Consider the following 13,422-nt stretch of genomic DNA (forward strand, 5'->3'; position numbering starts at 1 on the left):
TTTCGCCTCTGCCCCTCAAAAAAAAAAAACCCCACCCCCCACAACCGGTGGGGCGGGGCGGGGGCCCGGCCGGCGCGGGGGTCAGTCGGCCTGCTTCTCGAGGGCGCGTTCGAGCTTCACGGCGCGCTTCTCGGCCTGCTTGGCGGCCCTCTTCGCCTCGCGGGAGCCGCTGCCGGTGCCGATGATCAGGGCGAGGGCGATCGCCGCCATCCAGGAATCCTTGGCCAGCGGGGTCCCGGACTGCGAGGGACGCACGCCATCGGCCTCGGTCATCTCCGGGGTGCGGAAGTACATCGAGAGCATCGAGCCGGAGAACCCGGAGAGCGCGAGGCCCGCGACCTTGGTGGGCACGAAGGGCAGCAGCAGGGAGGATCCCACGGCGATCTCGCCGAACGCGACGAGCCGCCCGAACTGCTTCGGGGAGAGCGTCTCGACCGCGGGGATGCCGTTGACGGCCATCCCCTGGAGATGCGCGGCGGTCTGCTCGTCCATGCCGAGCTTGCCGATGCCGGAGTTGAGGATGAACGCGCCGGGGACGGCGCGCAGGATGGCGGAGCTGAGGTTCATCAGGGGATCCTCCCGAAGTGACAGTGGTCGGGACCAGGGTAGGCCGCTCCCGTGGCCGCGGGTGCGCTCACGGCGAGACGGCGAGGATCTCCCCGTGCAGCAGCACGAACCAGGCGTCGGGGTGTGCCGCCCAGTCGCGGAAGGCGCGGGCCACGTCCTCACGCACGGCGGCGTCGGCGAGCCCCTCGTGCTCGAGCTGCCCCGCGAGCGGGTCGGAGGTGATGCGGCCGGACCAGGTCGCGCCCCAGGCCGCGCGGGCCTCCTCGGTGGCGTGCAACCAGGTCGACGCCCCGGGGGTGACGTCGGTGAAGCCCGCCTCGTGGGCCCAGGCGAGCAGGCGCCGGCCGGCGTCGGGCGTCCCGCCGTTGGCTCGGGCGGCGGCGAGGTAGAGCGTGAGCCAGCGGTCCAGCCGCGCATCCTCGGGGAACCAGCGGAAGCCCTCGTAGTCGCTGTCCCGCACGGCGACGAGGCCGCCCGGACGGGTCACGCGGCGCGCCTCGCGCAGCGCGTCGACAGGCCGCGGGAGGTGCTGGAGCACCTGGTGGGCGTGGACCACGTCGAAGGCGTCGTCGGGGAGGTCCAACGCCTGGGCGTCGCCGACCACGACCGTCACCTCGTCCAGCCCCTGCGCCGCGAGCTCCGCGCGGGTCAGCGCCGCAGACTCCTCGGCGACCTCGAGCGCGGTGACGTTCCCCGGGCCGACGATCCGGGCGAGGCCCGCGGTGATCGTGCCCGCGCCGCTGCCCACGTCGAGCAGGCGCATCCCCGTGCGGAGGTGCGGCAGGAGGTACGCGGCGGAGTTCTCGGCGGTGCGGGCGCGGTGGCTGGTCAGCACGGCGGGGCCGTAGCCGTGGGTGTACACGGTCTCGTCGGTCATGCCGTCGACGCTACGCCGGGGGCCGGGACGACATCGGCCCGGTTCACAGGGCGGCGCTATACCGCGCGCTGCTCCCGCGCGTAGCGGCCGAGCACCAGCACGAGACCGACGACCACACCGATCGCCGTCTCGAGCACCCGCGCCTGCAGCATCGGCACCGCGGGCTGCGGGTGCCCCAGCTGCACCATGAGCAGCGCGAGCGGGGTGACGAAGAGGAGCGCGAGAGAGTAATTGCGCAGGATGAACATCTCGGCGAGGAACTGCAGCACCACGACCCACACCACGAGCTGCCACGGCTCGGCCGGGAAGGACAGCAGGAACGCCGTGACGACCACACCGAGCACGGTGCCGACGAGACGGTGCACCGCCCGCTCGACCCGTGCCCCGTGCCCGGGCGAGGACAGCGGCGCGACGGCGGCGACCTGCGCCCAGTACGGGAACGGCAGCCCCGAGAGGAGGCCCAGCGCCCCCGCGACAAGCGCCGCGACGGTGTAGCGGACGAACTCACCGCCCAGCTGTCGGGCGGTGAACAGCTCGTGGTCGCGGCCCACGACCGCGTCCGGGTGACGCTCCCCCGCCCAGTGCCCGAGCAGCCCGAGGACGATGCACAGCGCGGCGCAGGCCGCGGCGACGAGGCCCGCGAGCCAGAACGGGGCGGCCACGGCCGCGGAGGCGACGGCGGAGACCGCGAAGACCGGGAAGATCGCGCCGCCCGGCTTCAGCCCGCGGGAGGTCACGAACGCCGCGGAGCCGCCCGCGACCAGGGCGGTCACGACGATCACGAGCCAGGAGCCGGCCGCGACGGGCAGGACCTCGGTGAGCTGGGCGAGGCCCGCGCCGAGGGTGACGCAGAGCGTCAGCTGCGCGCCCGCGAGGCCCTGCCGGCGGAAGCGCACGCGGGTCGGCTCGTAGCGGGAGTAGATGCCGGTGAATGCCCCGAAGCCCGCATACATCGCCCAGTCGACCCGGCCGGCGGCGAGCAGGATCGCGAGCGGGATCGCGAGGCCGACGGCGATGCGCAGCGCGGGGAGGTGGTCGACCCGGGCGGGGGCGATGCGGAGCAGGCCGCGGGCCCGCGCGGCGAGGTCGGTCGGCGAGCTCATCGGGCTCCTTCCGGGCAGGTCGGGGCCGTCCGGGAGGGCGTCCCGGCGGTCGGCGTCGAGGGGTCTGCCCACCGGGACGCGCGCACACGGGGCGTCGACCGGGGGCAGGACCAGCTCAGCGTAGATCCGCGCGGACGTGCCCCGCCATGAGCCAGCAGACACCTGGGGCGGCTGTGACGTGGGAGACTGCCGCCAGCGCCCCCTCGCGGGCGGTCCTCTGCCCACCCCCGGAGCCTCGTATGTCGCCTTCTCCCGACTCTTCCTCCGCCTCCTCCGCGTCCGCCGGAGCGTCCGGCCCGACGGCCCCGTCGGCCCCCGGTCTCGTCGAGACCACCGGCATCGAGATCATCGAGGAGTCCGCGCGCACCGCCCGCCCGCGCGACCTCTTCTGGCCGTGGTTCGCCGCGAACGTGTCCGTGTTCGGGATGAGCTACGGCTCCTACCTGCTGGGCTTCGGGATCAGCTTCTGGCAGGCGACGATCGTCGCGGTCCTCGGCATCATCATCAGCTTCGCGCTGTGCGGGCTGGTGGCGATCGCCGGCAAGCGCGGCTCCGCGCCGACGATGGTGCTCTCCCGCGCGGCCTTCGGCGTGCACGGGCAGAAGGTGCCGGGCATCGTCTCGTGGCTGACCTCGATCGGCTGGGAGACCTCGCTCGCGATCTCCGCCGTGCTCGCCACCGCCACCGTCTTCGAGATCCTCGGGATCGGCGCCGGCGGCGCCGTCACGGTCATCGCGGCGCTCGCGATCGCGGCGCTGATCGTCGGCGCCTCCGTGCTCGGCTATCACACGATCATGAAGCTGCAGTCGATCCTGACCTGGGCGACCGGGGCGATGACCATCCTCTTCATGATCCTCACGATCCCCCACATCGACCTCGTGGCCGTGCTCTCTGCCCCGTCGGGCCCGCCGCAGGCGATGATCGGCGCGCTGGTGATGGTGATGACCGGCTTCGGGCTGGGCTGGATCAACATCTCCGCGGACTGGTCGCGGTACCAGAAGCGCACGGCGTCCGACGGCTCGATCGTCCTGTGGAACACCGTCGGCGGCGCCGCCGCCCCGGTGGTGCTGGTGATCTTCGGGCTGCTGCTCGCGGGCTCCGACGAGGAGCTGAACGGTGCGATCGCGGGCGACCCCATCGGCGCGCTGATCTCGATCCTGCCCCTGTGGGCGCTGGTGCCGTTCTGGATCGTCGCCGTGCTGACCCTGGTCTCCGGCGCGGTGCTCGGCATCTACTCCTCGGGCCTGACCCTGATCAGCCTCGGCATCGACATCCCCCGCCCGGCCGCGGCCGCCGTGGACGGCGTGATCCTCACGGCGGGCACCATCTGGGTCGCCTTCTTCGCGCAGAACTTCATCGGCCCCTTCCAGAGCTTCCTCATCACCCTCGGCGTGCCGATCGCCGCCTGGGCCGGGATCCTCATCGCCGACGTGCTCTCCCGCCGTGCCGACTACGACGAGCAGGCGCTGTTCGATCCGGCGGGCCGCTACGGCTCCGTCGACTGGATCTCGGTGGGCACCCTCGTGGTCGCCTCGGTGGTCGGCTGGGGCCTGGTGGTGAACTCCTTCGCGGACGACGCCCCGTGGAACAACTGGCAGGGCTACCTGCTCGAGCCGCTGGGCCTCGGCACCTTCGTCGAGGATCCGGCCGGCTCCTACTGGGACGGGAACTGGGCATACGCGAACGTGGGCGTGCTCTTCGCGCTGCTGTTCTCGTTCGCCGTGACCTGGTTCGCCCGGCGCGGGAAGATCCGAGAGCAGGAACGCGGCGCATGAGCCCGGCCCCCGCCCCCTGGCTGCTGGTGATCGACCCGCAGCGGATCTTCGCCGACCCCGGCTCGGACTGGGCCTCCCCGTTCTGGGACGCGACCTGGGAGCGGATCCGGGAGCTCGCCGCCGCCGTCGGCCCCGAGCGGACCCTGATCAGCCGCTGGCTGCCGACGGCGGACCGCGAGACCTCTTGGGGCGACTACTTCCGCACCTGGCCCTTCGCGGACGCTCCGGCCGACGACCCGCTGTACGCGCTGGTGGACGGCGCGGCCGGTCTCACCGCGCACCCCACGGTCGACGAGCCGACCTTCGGGAAGTGGGGCCCGCAACTGCGCGCGCACCTCGGCGAGGACGCGACCCGCGCCCCGCTGCTGATCGCCGGGGTCTCCACCGACTGCTGCGTGATCGCGACCGTGCTCGCCGCCGCCGATGCCGGGGCGCACCTGACCGTCGTGACCGACGCCTGCGCCGCCTCCACCGCCCCGAACGGCGCCGCGGCCCTGCAGACCATGGGCCTGTTCGGCCCGCAGGTGGATCTGCGCAGCACCGCCGACGTGCTCGCGGGTCCCTGAGCGCCGCGGACCCTTCTCCCCGACTGAGAGGAACGACGATGACGAAGCACGAACCGGTCCAGGCGGTCGCTCTGGACGGCCCGCGGGCGTGACCGCGGAGGTGCCCTCTCCCGCGCTGCTCACCGTCGGTCATGGTCGACTGGAGCCGGAGGAGCTCGCCGATCTGCTGACGGGCGCGGGCATCCGGCAGCTGGTGGACGTGCGCCGCTTCCCGGGGTCCCGGACGAACGACGCCGCCGCCCGCGGCAAGGTCGAGGAGATCTGCCGCGGCGCCGGTATCGACTACCGCTGGGACGAGCGCCTGGGCGGGCGGCGACGGCTCACGACGGAGGAGGACGCCGCCACCCGGGACCCCTGGTGGCGGGTCGCCCAGTTCCGCGCCTACGCCGCCTGGACCCGCAGCGAGGAGTTCCGGGCCGGCATCACGGAGCTGCGGGCCGACGTGGCGCGCGAGCGCACCGCGGTGATGTGCTCGGAGGCGGTCTGGTGGCGCTGCCATCGCCGCCTCATCGCCGACGTGATGCTGCTCGAGCACGGGGTCGAGGTGCTGGACCTGATGCACTCGGGCCAGCAGCGGCCGCACGAGCCGGGCGCCGGCGCCCGGCTGGACGAGGACGGCCACGTGGTCTGGGACCGGACCGACGAGGGCTGACCCGGCGCGGCCTGCCCGGGAAAAGACCTGGCCACGGGCCGCTGCCGGGATCTACCGTCGGCCCATGATGTCCCCCGCCGGCTTCCCCGTCTCCCCCGCCCCGCCCCGCGCCGCCCTGCTCACCGGGGTGGGTCGACGCCGCGGCATCGGCGCCGCCCTGGCCCGCGGCCTCGCTGCCGACGGCTTCGCTCTGGCCCTGTGCTCCCTGGACGCCTACGACCGCCGGGTGAACGGCGAGCCCTCCGACGTCACCGACCTCGCCGAGGAGCTCCGCGCGGAGGGCACGGAGGTGGTGCTGCTGGACGGCGACCTCGCGGATCCCGCGGTGCCGCCGCGCCTCGTGGCCGAGGCCCATGAACAGCTGGGCCCGCTCGGCGCGCTCGTGATGAGCCACTGCGAGTCGGTGGACTCCTCGATACTGGACACGACCGTGGAGAGCTTCGACCGGCACTACGCGGTCAACGTCCGCGCGAGCTGGCTGCTGCTGAAGGCCTTCGCCGAGCAGGTCGCCGTCGAGTCCGAGGCCGGCGGCGCGGGTTCTGCCGGCGGCGCTGGTTCTGCCGGCGGCGCAGTGATTGCCCTGACCAGCGACCACACCGCCCACAACCTCCCCTACGGCGCGACCAAGGGCGCTCTGGACCGGCTCGTGCTCGCCGGCACCCACGAGCTCGCGGACCGCGGGATACGCACCAACGTGATCAATCCCGGCCCGATCGACACCGGCTGGATGGACGACCGGGTCCGCGCGGCCTGCGCCGCGCAGACCCCGGGCGGCGAGCTCGGCGAGCCCGGGACGGTCGCGGACCTGGTGCGCTTCCTCGTCTCCGAGCGGGGCGCCTGGATCCGCGGCCAGCTGCTGCTGTCCAACGGCGGCTTCGCGACCCCGGCGGTCTGATCCGCAACGCCAGCGGTCAGATCCGCGAGCCCAGCGCTCCCGTTCCCGGACGCGGAACGGCCGACGGGCCCGCTCAGCGGGTCCCGTCGGCCGTTCGTGCGGTGGATCAGGCGGCGGTCTCGGCGCTGTCCTTCCGGTTCGACGCCACGAGCGAGGCGATGATCGCGACGCCCATGGCGACCACGATGAAGGTCAGCGAGAGCCAGATCGGCACCTCGGGGATCTTCTGCAGGGTGGAGAAGCCGGGGATGAAGCCGAGCGGCGCCTCGTGGATCGCGTGGATCAGCAGCTTCACGCCGATGAAGCCGAGGATCGCCGCGATGCCGTAGTGCAGGTAGGCGAGGCGGTCGAGCATCCCGCCGAGCAGGAAGTACAGCTGGCGCAGGCCCATGAGCGCGAAGATGTTCGCGGTGAAGACCAGGAACGGGTTGCGGGTGACGCCGAAGATCGCGGGGATCGAGTCGAGCGCGAACATGACGTCGGTGATGCCGAGCGTGATGAACACCAGCAGCAAGGGGGTGAACATGGTGCGGCCGTTCACGACGGTGCGGAGCTTGTTGCCGTCGTAGTGGTCGGCCACCGGGATCACCTTGCGGACCATGCGCATGATCCACGAGTCCGAGTCGCCGTCCTCGTCGGCGAAGGCCTGCTTCCATGCGGTGTAGAGCAGGAACAGGCCGAAGAGGTAGAAGATCCCGACGAAGTGCTCGATGATCACCGAGCCCGCGAGGATGAACAGTCCGCGCGCGACCAGCGCGATGATGATGCCCACCATCAGCGCTTCCTGCTGGTACCTCCGCGGCACCCCGAACTTCGCCATGATGATGATGAAGACGAAGAGGTTGTCGACGCTCAGCGAGTACTCGAGCAGCCAGCCGGTGAGGAACTCGGAGGACGGCTTCGCACCGCCCACGAAGAACAGCACCGCCGCGAAGACGAGCGCGAGGCCGACGTAGAAGCCGATCCACGCCGCGCACTCCTTCATGGACGGCACGTGGGGGCGCTTGAGGACGAGCAGAAGATCGGCGAGCAGGATCACGCAGAGCACGACCAGAGCGGCGATCTCGAAGCCGAGATGCAGTTCTCCCATGGGGACTTCTTTCAGAGGGCTCCGGGGCGGAGGGGGGACGGGACGCCCCCCTTGCGGACCTTTGCCCCGGGGAACGACGTCTCAGGCTAACCCCGGGCCGCCCCTGCGCACCCGGCGAACGGCGGTGACCTCACGCTCATCGCCCCGGTCCGGCACGGGGCGGCAACCCCTCGTCAGGCGAGGGGCCCGGTGACCTCCTCGACGGCGGTGAGCACCGAGCCGTCGCGCAGTCGCGCCTCCGCCTCGGCGATGTCCGGGGCGAGGAAGCGGTCCGGACCGGGGCCGTCGACGGTGCGCCGCAGCACCGCGATCGCGGCGGCACCCGCGGCCGACGGGGTCAGCGGGGCGCGCAGGTCGATCGCGCGGGCGGCGGTCAGCAGCTCGATCGCGAGGACCCGGCGGAGATTCTCCACGCTGGTGCGGAGCTTGCGGGCGGCGTGCCAGCCCATCGAGACGTGGTCCTCCTGCATCGCGGAGGACGGGATCGAGTCCACGCTCGCGGGCACCGCGAGGCGTTTCATCTCCGAAACCAGGGCGGCCTGCGTGTACTGGGCGATCATGAAGCCGGAGTCCACGCCGGGGTCGTCGGCGAGGAAGGGCGGCAGGCCGTGGGAGCGGGCCTTGTCGAGCATCCGGTCGGTGCGGCGCTCGGCGATCGAGGCGAGATCCGCGCTCGCGATCGCGAGGAAGTCCAGCACGTACGCGACGGGCGCCCCGTGGAAGTTGCCGTTGGAGGTGACCGTTCCGTCCTCGAGCACGACGGGGTTGTCGATCGCGCTCGCGAGCTCCCGGCCGGCGACGGTGCGGGCGTGCTCGATGGTGTCCCGCACCGCCCCGGCGACCTGCGGGGCGCAGCGCAGCGAGTAAGCGTCCTGCACGCGGGAGCCCTCGGCGGCGACGTCGGCGATGATCCCCGAACCCGCGAGCAGGGCGAGGATGTTCGCGGCCGAGGCCTCCTGGCCCGGATGGGGGCGCAGCGGGCCGTGCAGCTCCGGGCGGAACACCGTGTCCCGGCCGCGCAGGCCCTGCACCGACAGGGAGGTGGTGAGATCGCTGATCCGCACCAGCTCGTCGAGGTCCGCGAGCGCCATGAGCAGCATGCCGAGCATGCCGTCGGTCCCGTTGATGAGCGCGAGGCCCTCCTTCTCCTCGAGGAGCACCGGCTCGATCCCGGCCTCGGCGAGCAGCTCGGCCACGGGCCGCTCCCTGCCGTCGCGGTCGCGGGCCCGACCCTCCCCCATGAGCACGAGCGCGCAGTGGGACAGCGGGGCGAGGTCCCCCGAGCAGCCGAGCGAGCCGTACTCGTGGACGATCGGGGTGATGCCGGCATCGAGCAGGGCGAGCATCGTCTCGACGACGACGGGGCGCACGCCGGTGCGACCGGAGGCGAGGGTGCGGGCGCGCAGCAGCATCAGGGCGCGCACCACCTCCGTCTCGACCTCGGGCCCCGCCCCGGCGGCGTGGGAACGGATCAGCGAGCGCTGCAGGGCGTGGCGCATCGACGGCGGGATCGACGTGTCGGCGAGCGCGCCGAAGCCGGTGGAGACGCCGTAGACGGGGGTCTCCCCCGCGGCGAGGGCGTCGATGTGGGCGCGGACCGCGGCGACCTGCTCCCGCGCGGCGGGGTCGAGCTCGACGCGCGCCCCGCGACGGGCGACGGCGAGCACGTCCGCGGCGGTGATCCCGACGGTGGAGAGCGTGACGGTGTGGGTCATGAGGAAGTCCTCTCGGTCGATGCGTCGGCTCCGGGAGAGCCGGTGGGGCGGTGGTCAGGCGATCCGCTCCCCGCGACGCCGCACCTGGTGGGTGAGCGGCATGCCGGGGCGGTAGGCGAGGTGGATCGCCGCGGGGGCGTCCAGCACGTGGAGGTCGGCGCGGGCGCCGATCCCGAGATGGCCGACGTCGGCGCGGCGCAGCGCGAGCGCCCCGCCGCGGGTCGCGGCGCGGAGAGCCTCGTCGAGGCTGAGGTGCATCTGCAGCACGGCGGTGGAGACGCAGAAGCCCATGGCGCTGGTGTAGCTGGTGCCGGGGTTGCAGTTGGAGGCGATCGCGAGAGCGGCACCGGCGTCGAGGAGCGCGCGGGCCGGCGCGAGCGGGGCCCGGGTGGAGAGGTCGCAGGCGGGCAGCACGGTCGCGACCGTCGGCCCCGCATCGACCGCGAGCAGGCCGGGCGCCTCCCCCTCCGCCGCGGCTGGCCCGGTGGCAGACTCGGTGGGCTCCGCCGTCGCCGGCACGGTGGGCCGGGAGGCGGTCGCGGCGAGCGCCTCGATGTCTTCGGCCGAGAGGTGGTTGAGGTGGTCGACGCTCGCGGCACCGAGCTCGGCGGCGAGCGCGACCCCGCCGCTGCGGCCCAGCTGGTGGCCGTGGACGCGCAGTCCGAGGCCGGCCGCGGCCCCGGCGCGCAACACCCGCTCGGACTGCTCGGGGGTGAAGGCGCCCTCCTCGCAGAAGACGTCGATCCAGCGCACGTACTCGGCGACCGCGGCGAGCATCTCCCCGGCGACGAGGTCGACGTAGGACTCGGCCCCGGGCCGGCCGTCCGTGCCGTCGAACTCCCGCGGGACGAGATGGGCGCCGAGGAAGGTGACCTCGTCGATCTCCCCGTCGGCCGAGAGGGCGGCGAGCAGGCGCGCGGCCCGGGCCTCGTCGGCGACGGTGAGGCCGTAGCCGGTCTTCGTCTCCATCGTGGTCGTGCCGCCCGCGGCGGCCTCGGCGAGCCGGGCGCACACGAGTCGGCGCAGCCGCTCGTCGGACGCCTCCCGCGTCGCCGCGGTGGTCACGCCGATGCCGCCCGCCGCATAGGACTGCCCCGCCATCCGGGCCTCGAACTCGGCGGCGCGGTCCCCGTCGAAGACCAGGTGGGAGTGGGAGTCCACCCAGCCGGGCAGCACGGCGCGGCCGCCGAGATCCTCGGCCGCATCGGCGGGCGGCGCCTCGGCCTCGGGGCCGGTCCAGGCGATGCGGCCGTCCTCGATCACGACGGCGGCGTCGTGGAGCACCTGCTCCTCGGTGACCCGCCCGGGGCGCGCGGGGTCGTCGAGGGCGGGATCGAGGGTCCACAGCTCGGAGATGCCGGTGAGCAGCATCGAGGTCGGGGCGGCCATCGGCGTGCTCCTCAGTCCCGTCGGGTGGGGGTCATCGGGATGCGCACACCGCGCTCGTGGGCGACCTGGTCGGCGCGCGAGTAGCCGGCGTCGACGTGGCGGATGACGCCCATCGCCGGGTCGTTGGTGAGCAGGCGCTCGAGCTTGCGCCGGGCGAGGTCGGTGCCGTCGGCGAGGCCGACCTGGCCGGCGTGGATCGAGCGGCCGATGCCGACGCCGCCGCCGTGGTGGATCGACACCCAGGTCGCGCCGGAGCTGGTGGCGGTCAGGGCGTTCAGCAGCGGCCAGTCGGCGATCGCATCGGAGCCGTCGAGCATCGCCTCGGTCTCCCGGTAGGGGGAGGCGACGGAGCCGGAGTCGAGATGGTCGCGGCCGATGACGATGGGGGCCTTGACCTTCCCCTCGCGGACGAGGTCGTTGAAGAGCATCCCGGCCTGGTGGCGCTCGCCGTAGCCGAGCCAGCAGATGCGGGCGGGCAGGCCCTCGAACTCGACGTGCTCGCCGGCCGCGTCGAGCCAGCGGTGCAGGTGCTCGTTCTCGGGGAAGAGCTCCTTGAGCGCGGCGTCGGTGACGGCGATGTCCTCGGGGTCGCCGGACAGCGCGACCCAGCGGAACGGGCCGAGGCCCTCGCAGAACAGGGGGCGGATGTAGGCGGGGACGAAGCCGGGGAAGGCGAAGGCGCGGTCGTAGCCGGCGTGGCGGGCCTCGTCGCGGATCGAGTTGCCGTAGTCGAACACCTCGGCGCCGGCGTCCTGAAACTCGACCATGGCCTGGACCTGGCGGGCCATGGCCTCGCGGGACTTCTTGGTGAACCCCTCGGCGTCGGCCTCGGCCTCGCGCTGCCAGTCCTCGACGGAGATCTCGGAGGGGAGGTAGCTCAGCGGGTCGTGGGCGGAGGTCTGGTCGGTGACCACGTCGATCTGCAGGTCACCGGCGCGGTGGCGCTCGAGCAGGGCGGGGAAGACGTCCGCCGCGTTGCCGACGATGCCGATCGAGACGCCGCGCTTCTCGGCCTTGGCGGCGTTGGCGCGGGCGATCGCGTCCTCGAGGTCGTCGGCGATCTCGGTGAGATAGCGCTTGGCGACACGGCGCTCGAGGCGGGAGCGGTCCACGTCCACGATCAGGCACACGCCGTCGTTGAGGGTGACGGCGAGCGGCTGCGCGCCGCCCATGCCGCCGCAGCCGCCGGTGAGGGTGATGGTGCCGGCGAGGGTGCCGCCGAAGCGCTTCTGCGCCACGGCCGCGAAGGTCTCGAAGGTGCCCTGCAGGATGCCCTGGGTGGCGATGTAGATCCAGGACCCCGCTGTCATCTGGCCGTACATCATGAGGCCCTCGGCCTCGAGCTTGCGGAACTCGGGCCAGGTCGCCCAGTCGCCGACGAGGTTGGAGTTCGCGAGCAGCACGCGCGGGGCCCACTCGTTCGTGCGCAGCACGCCGACGGGCTTGCCGGACTGGACCAGCAGGGTCTCGTCGTCCTCGAGGTCCTTGAGGGTGTCGACGATCGCGTCGAAGGCCTCCCAGGAGCGGGCGGCGCGGCCGGTCCCGCCGTAGACCACCAGGTCATCGGGGCGCTCGGCGACCTCGGGGTCGAGGTTGTTCATGAGCATGCGCAGCGGCGCCTCGGTCTGCCAGGACTTGGCGGAGAGGGCGGTGCCGCGGTCAGCGCGGACGGGGCGGGCTCCGGGGAGGGACATCGTCGGCTCCTTCGTCGAGAGGGGTCTCGGGGGTTCTCCCCAGGACATCACCGCCCCGGGGCCGGGTCGAGGGGCCGGATCGCAGTGATGTCCGGGATCCCGGACTGGCGATACCCGAGCTCAAGCACACGCGCACTCCCACGCCGACGCCGACGCGGACGCCGACGCCGACGCGGACGCGGACGCGGACATTACTCGCGAGTCATGTGCATCTCTGTTCCGTGGAGGGAACACAGGCGCACATGACCGATCGGTCACCGGCGAGGTGGGCGGGGCGGGAGGGTGGGGGCTGGGCGAGCGGCGTGGGGTCAGCGCGGGGGCGCTCCGGTCCGCCCACCGAGGCGCCGCGTGATCTCCTCCGCAGCGCGACGCACCGAGGCGGCTAGGCGCTCGCGCTCGGCCGGGCCGACGCGGGCCTCGACGAAGGTCAGCGCCACGGCGGCGGCGGGCCAGCCGGCATGGTCCCGCACGACGGCGGCGACAGAGCCCATCTCGTCGCTGACCTCCCCGGACTCCCTCGCGACCCCGTCGGCCCGCACGGCCGTCAGCAGCTCCCGCAGCGCCTTCGGCGTGGAGGGGCCGGGAGCGTCGGTGCGGGCGGCGAAGTCGGCCGCGGTGCCATAGAGGGCGCGCAGCTGCGCGGCGGGCAGGTGGGCGAGGATCGCGCGGCCGCTCGCCGTGAGATGGGCGGGGATCCGCACGCCGACGTCGGTGACGAGGCTCGGCCGGTTCCGGGCGCGCTCCTCGACGACGTAGAGCACGTCCCGGCCGTGCAGCACCGCGAGGTGCCCGCTCTCCCCCACCTCGTCGACCATCGCCTCGACGACCCGTCGGCCGATCCGGGCCAGCGGCTCCTGGCGCAGATAGGCGCCGGAGAGCTCGTGCGCCGCCGGCCCCAGCCCGTACAGCCGCTCCTGCTCGAGGTGCAGGACGTACCCGTGCTCGACGAGAGTCGCGAGCAGGTCGTAGGTGCGAGAGCGCGGCAGGTCCAGCTCCTGCGCGATGCGCGCGGCGGGCACCGGGGCGCGTCGCGAGGCGAGGAACGTCAGCAGGCGCAGCGTCGCGTCGGCCGCGGGGACTTTCGGGGAGGTCATGGTAG

12 protein-coding genes are annotated in these 13,422 nt (G+C 73.3%); 4 read left to right on the forward strand and 8 right to left on the reverse strand.

Annotation, left to right across the window (positions count from 1 at the left end; genetic code table 11):
• Positions 1–81 precede the first annotated feature (81 nt).
• The 3 genes from V1258_RS08365 to V1258_RS08375 form a co-directional block, all read right to left on the reverse strand.
• Positions 82–567: a hypothetical protein gene (locus tag V1258_RS08365; RefSeq protein WP_329749208.1), complete on the reverse strand. Its 486-nt coding sequence runs from the start codon at positions 565–567 to the stop codon at positions 82–84.
• Positions 568–634: 67 nt separating this feature from the next.
• Entirely contained in the window at positions 635–1,444 is an 810-nt protein-coding gene (locus V1258_RS08370) for a methyltransferase domain-containing protein (RefSeq protein WP_329749209.1), read from the reverse strand.
• 56 nt (positions 1,445–1,500) lie between these two features.
• Positions 1,501–2,547: an FUSC family protein gene (locus V1258_RS08375; RefSeq protein ID WP_329749210.1), complete on the reverse strand. Its 1,047-nt coding sequence runs from the start codon at positions 2,545–2,547 to the stop codon at positions 1,501–1,503.
• A gap of 239 nt (positions 2,548–2,786) precedes the next feature.
• On the opposite strand from V1258_RS08375, the gene V1258_RS08380 reads away from it, so the two are divergent.
• From V1258_RS08380 to V1258_RS08395, 4 genes are all read left to right on the forward strand, one after another.
• Entirely contained in the window at positions 2,787–4,322 is a 1,536-nt protein-coding gene (locus V1258_RS08380) for a purine-cytosine permease family protein (RefSeq protein ID WP_329749211.1), read from the forward strand.
• On the forward strand, positions 4,319–4,888 hold the full coding sequence (locus V1258_RS08385; protein WP_329749212.1) for a cysteine hydrolase family protein: 570 nt from the start codon (positions 4,319–4,321) through the stop codon (positions 4,886–4,888). Before V1258_RS08380 ends, V1258_RS08385 begins: the two co-directional genes overlap by 4 nt.
• Positions 4,889–4,976: 88 nt before the next feature.
• Positions 4,977–5,540 carry a DUF488 domain-containing protein gene (locus V1258_RS08390; RefSeq protein WP_329749213.1) on the forward strand — a complete coding sequence of 188 codons (564 nt, stop codon included), beginning with the start codon at positions 4,977–4,979 and terminating at the stop codon, positions 5,538–5,540.
• A 67-nt stretch (positions 5,541–5,607) separates the two neighbouring features.
• Positions 5,608–6,435: an SDR family oxidoreductase gene (locus V1258_RS08395; RefSeq protein ID WP_442878603.1), complete on the forward strand. Its 828-nt coding sequence runs from the start codon at positions 5,608–5,610 to the stop codon at positions 6,433–6,435.
• Between the two features lie 106 nt (positions 6,436–6,541).
• On the opposite strand, the gene V1258_RS08400 is transcribed toward V1258_RS08395, so the two are convergent.
• The 5 genes from V1258_RS08400 to V1258_RS08420 all read right to left on the reverse strand — a co-directional run bounded on the left by V1258_RS08400 (position 6,542) and on the right by V1258_RS08420 (position 13,417).
• Entirely contained in the window at positions 6,542–7,525 is a 984-nt protein-coding gene (locus V1258_RS08400) for a TerC family protein (protein WP_329749215.1), read from the reverse strand.
• Between the two features lie 173 nt (positions 7,526–7,698).
• Positions 7,699–9,240 carry a histidine ammonia-lyase gene (gene hutH, locus V1258_RS08405; protein WP_329749216.1) on the reverse strand — a complete coding sequence of 514 codons (1,542 nt, stop codon included), beginning with the start codon at positions 9,238–9,240 and terminating at the stop codon, positions 7,699–7,701.
• A gap of 54 nt (positions 9,241–9,294) precedes the next feature.
• Positions 9,295–10,629 (reverse strand): amidohydrolase family protein, encoded by a 1,335-nt coding sequence (locus V1258_RS08410; protein ID WP_329749217.1) that lies wholly within the window; start codon positions 10,627–10,629, stop codon positions 9,295–9,297.
• Between the two features lie 11 nt (positions 10,630–10,640).
• On the reverse strand, positions 10,641–12,323 hold the full coding sequence (hutU, locus tag V1258_RS08415) for a urocanate hydratase (RefSeq protein WP_329749218.1): 1,683 nt from the start codon (positions 12,321–12,323) through the stop codon (positions 10,641–10,643).
• A 308-nt stretch (positions 12,324–12,631) separates the two neighbouring features.
• On the reverse strand, positions 12,632–13,417 hold the full coding sequence (locus V1258_RS08420) for an IclR family transcriptional regulator (RefSeq protein ID WP_329749219.1): 786 nt from the start codon (positions 13,415–13,417) through the stop codon (positions 12,632–12,634).
• Between the last annotated feature and the right edge of the window lie 5 nt (positions 13,418–13,422).

Source organism: Brachybacterium sp. J153, from assembly GCF_036311905.1.
Lineage (GTDB): Bacteria > Actinomycetota > Actinomycetes > Actinomycetales > Dermabacteraceae > Brachybacterium.

What these genes read in the sequence shown, in the direction of transcription:
- V1258_RS08365 (WP_329749208.1), bottom strand. Translation starts at nt 567, where the DNA reads ATGAACCTCAGCTCCGCCATCCTGCGCGCCGTCCCCGGCGCGTTCATC.
- V1258_RS08370 (WP_329749209.1), bottom strand. Translation starts at nt 1,444, where the DNA reads ATGACCGACGAGACCGTGTACACCCACGGCTACGGCCCCGCCGTGCTG.
- V1258_RS08375 (WP_329749210.1), bottom strand. Translation starts at nt 2,547, where the DNA reads ATGAGCTCGCCGACCGACCTCGCCGCGCGGGCCCGCGGCCTGCTCCGC.
- V1258_RS08380 (WP_329749211.1), top strand. Translation starts at nt 2,787, where the DNA reads ATGTCGCCTTCTCCCGACTCTTCCTCCGCCTCCTCCGCGTCCGCCGGA.
- V1258_RS08385 (WP_329749212.1), top strand. Translation starts at nt 4,319, where the DNA reads ATGAGCCCGGCCCCCGCCCCCTGGCTGCTGGTGATCGACCCGCAGCGG.
- V1258_RS08395 (WP_442878603.1), top strand. Translation starts at nt 5,608, where the DNA reads ATGTCCCCCGCCGGCTTCCCCGTCTCCCCCGCCCCGCCCCGCGCCGCC.
- V1258_RS08400 (WP_329749215.1), bottom strand. Translation starts at nt 7,525, where the DNA reads ATGGGAGAACTGCATCTCGGCTTCGAGATCGCCGCTCTGGTCGTGCTC.
- hutH (WP_329749216.1), bottom strand. Translation starts at nt 9,240, where the DNA reads ATGACCCACACCGTCACGCTCTCCACCGTCGGGATCACCGCCGCGGAC.
- V1258_RS08410 (WP_329749217.1), bottom strand. Translation starts at nt 10,629, where the DNA reads ATGGCCGCCCCGACCTCGATGCTGCTCACCGGCATCTCCGAGCTGTGG.
- hutU (WP_329749218.1), bottom strand. Translation starts at nt 12,323, where the DNA reads ATGTCCCTCCCCGGAGCCCGCCCCGTCCGCGCTGACCGCGGCACCGCC.
- V1258_RS08420 (WP_329749219.1), bottom strand. Translation starts at nt 13,417, where the DNA reads ATGACCTCCCCGAAAGTCCCCGCGGCCGACGCGACGCTGCGCCTGCTG.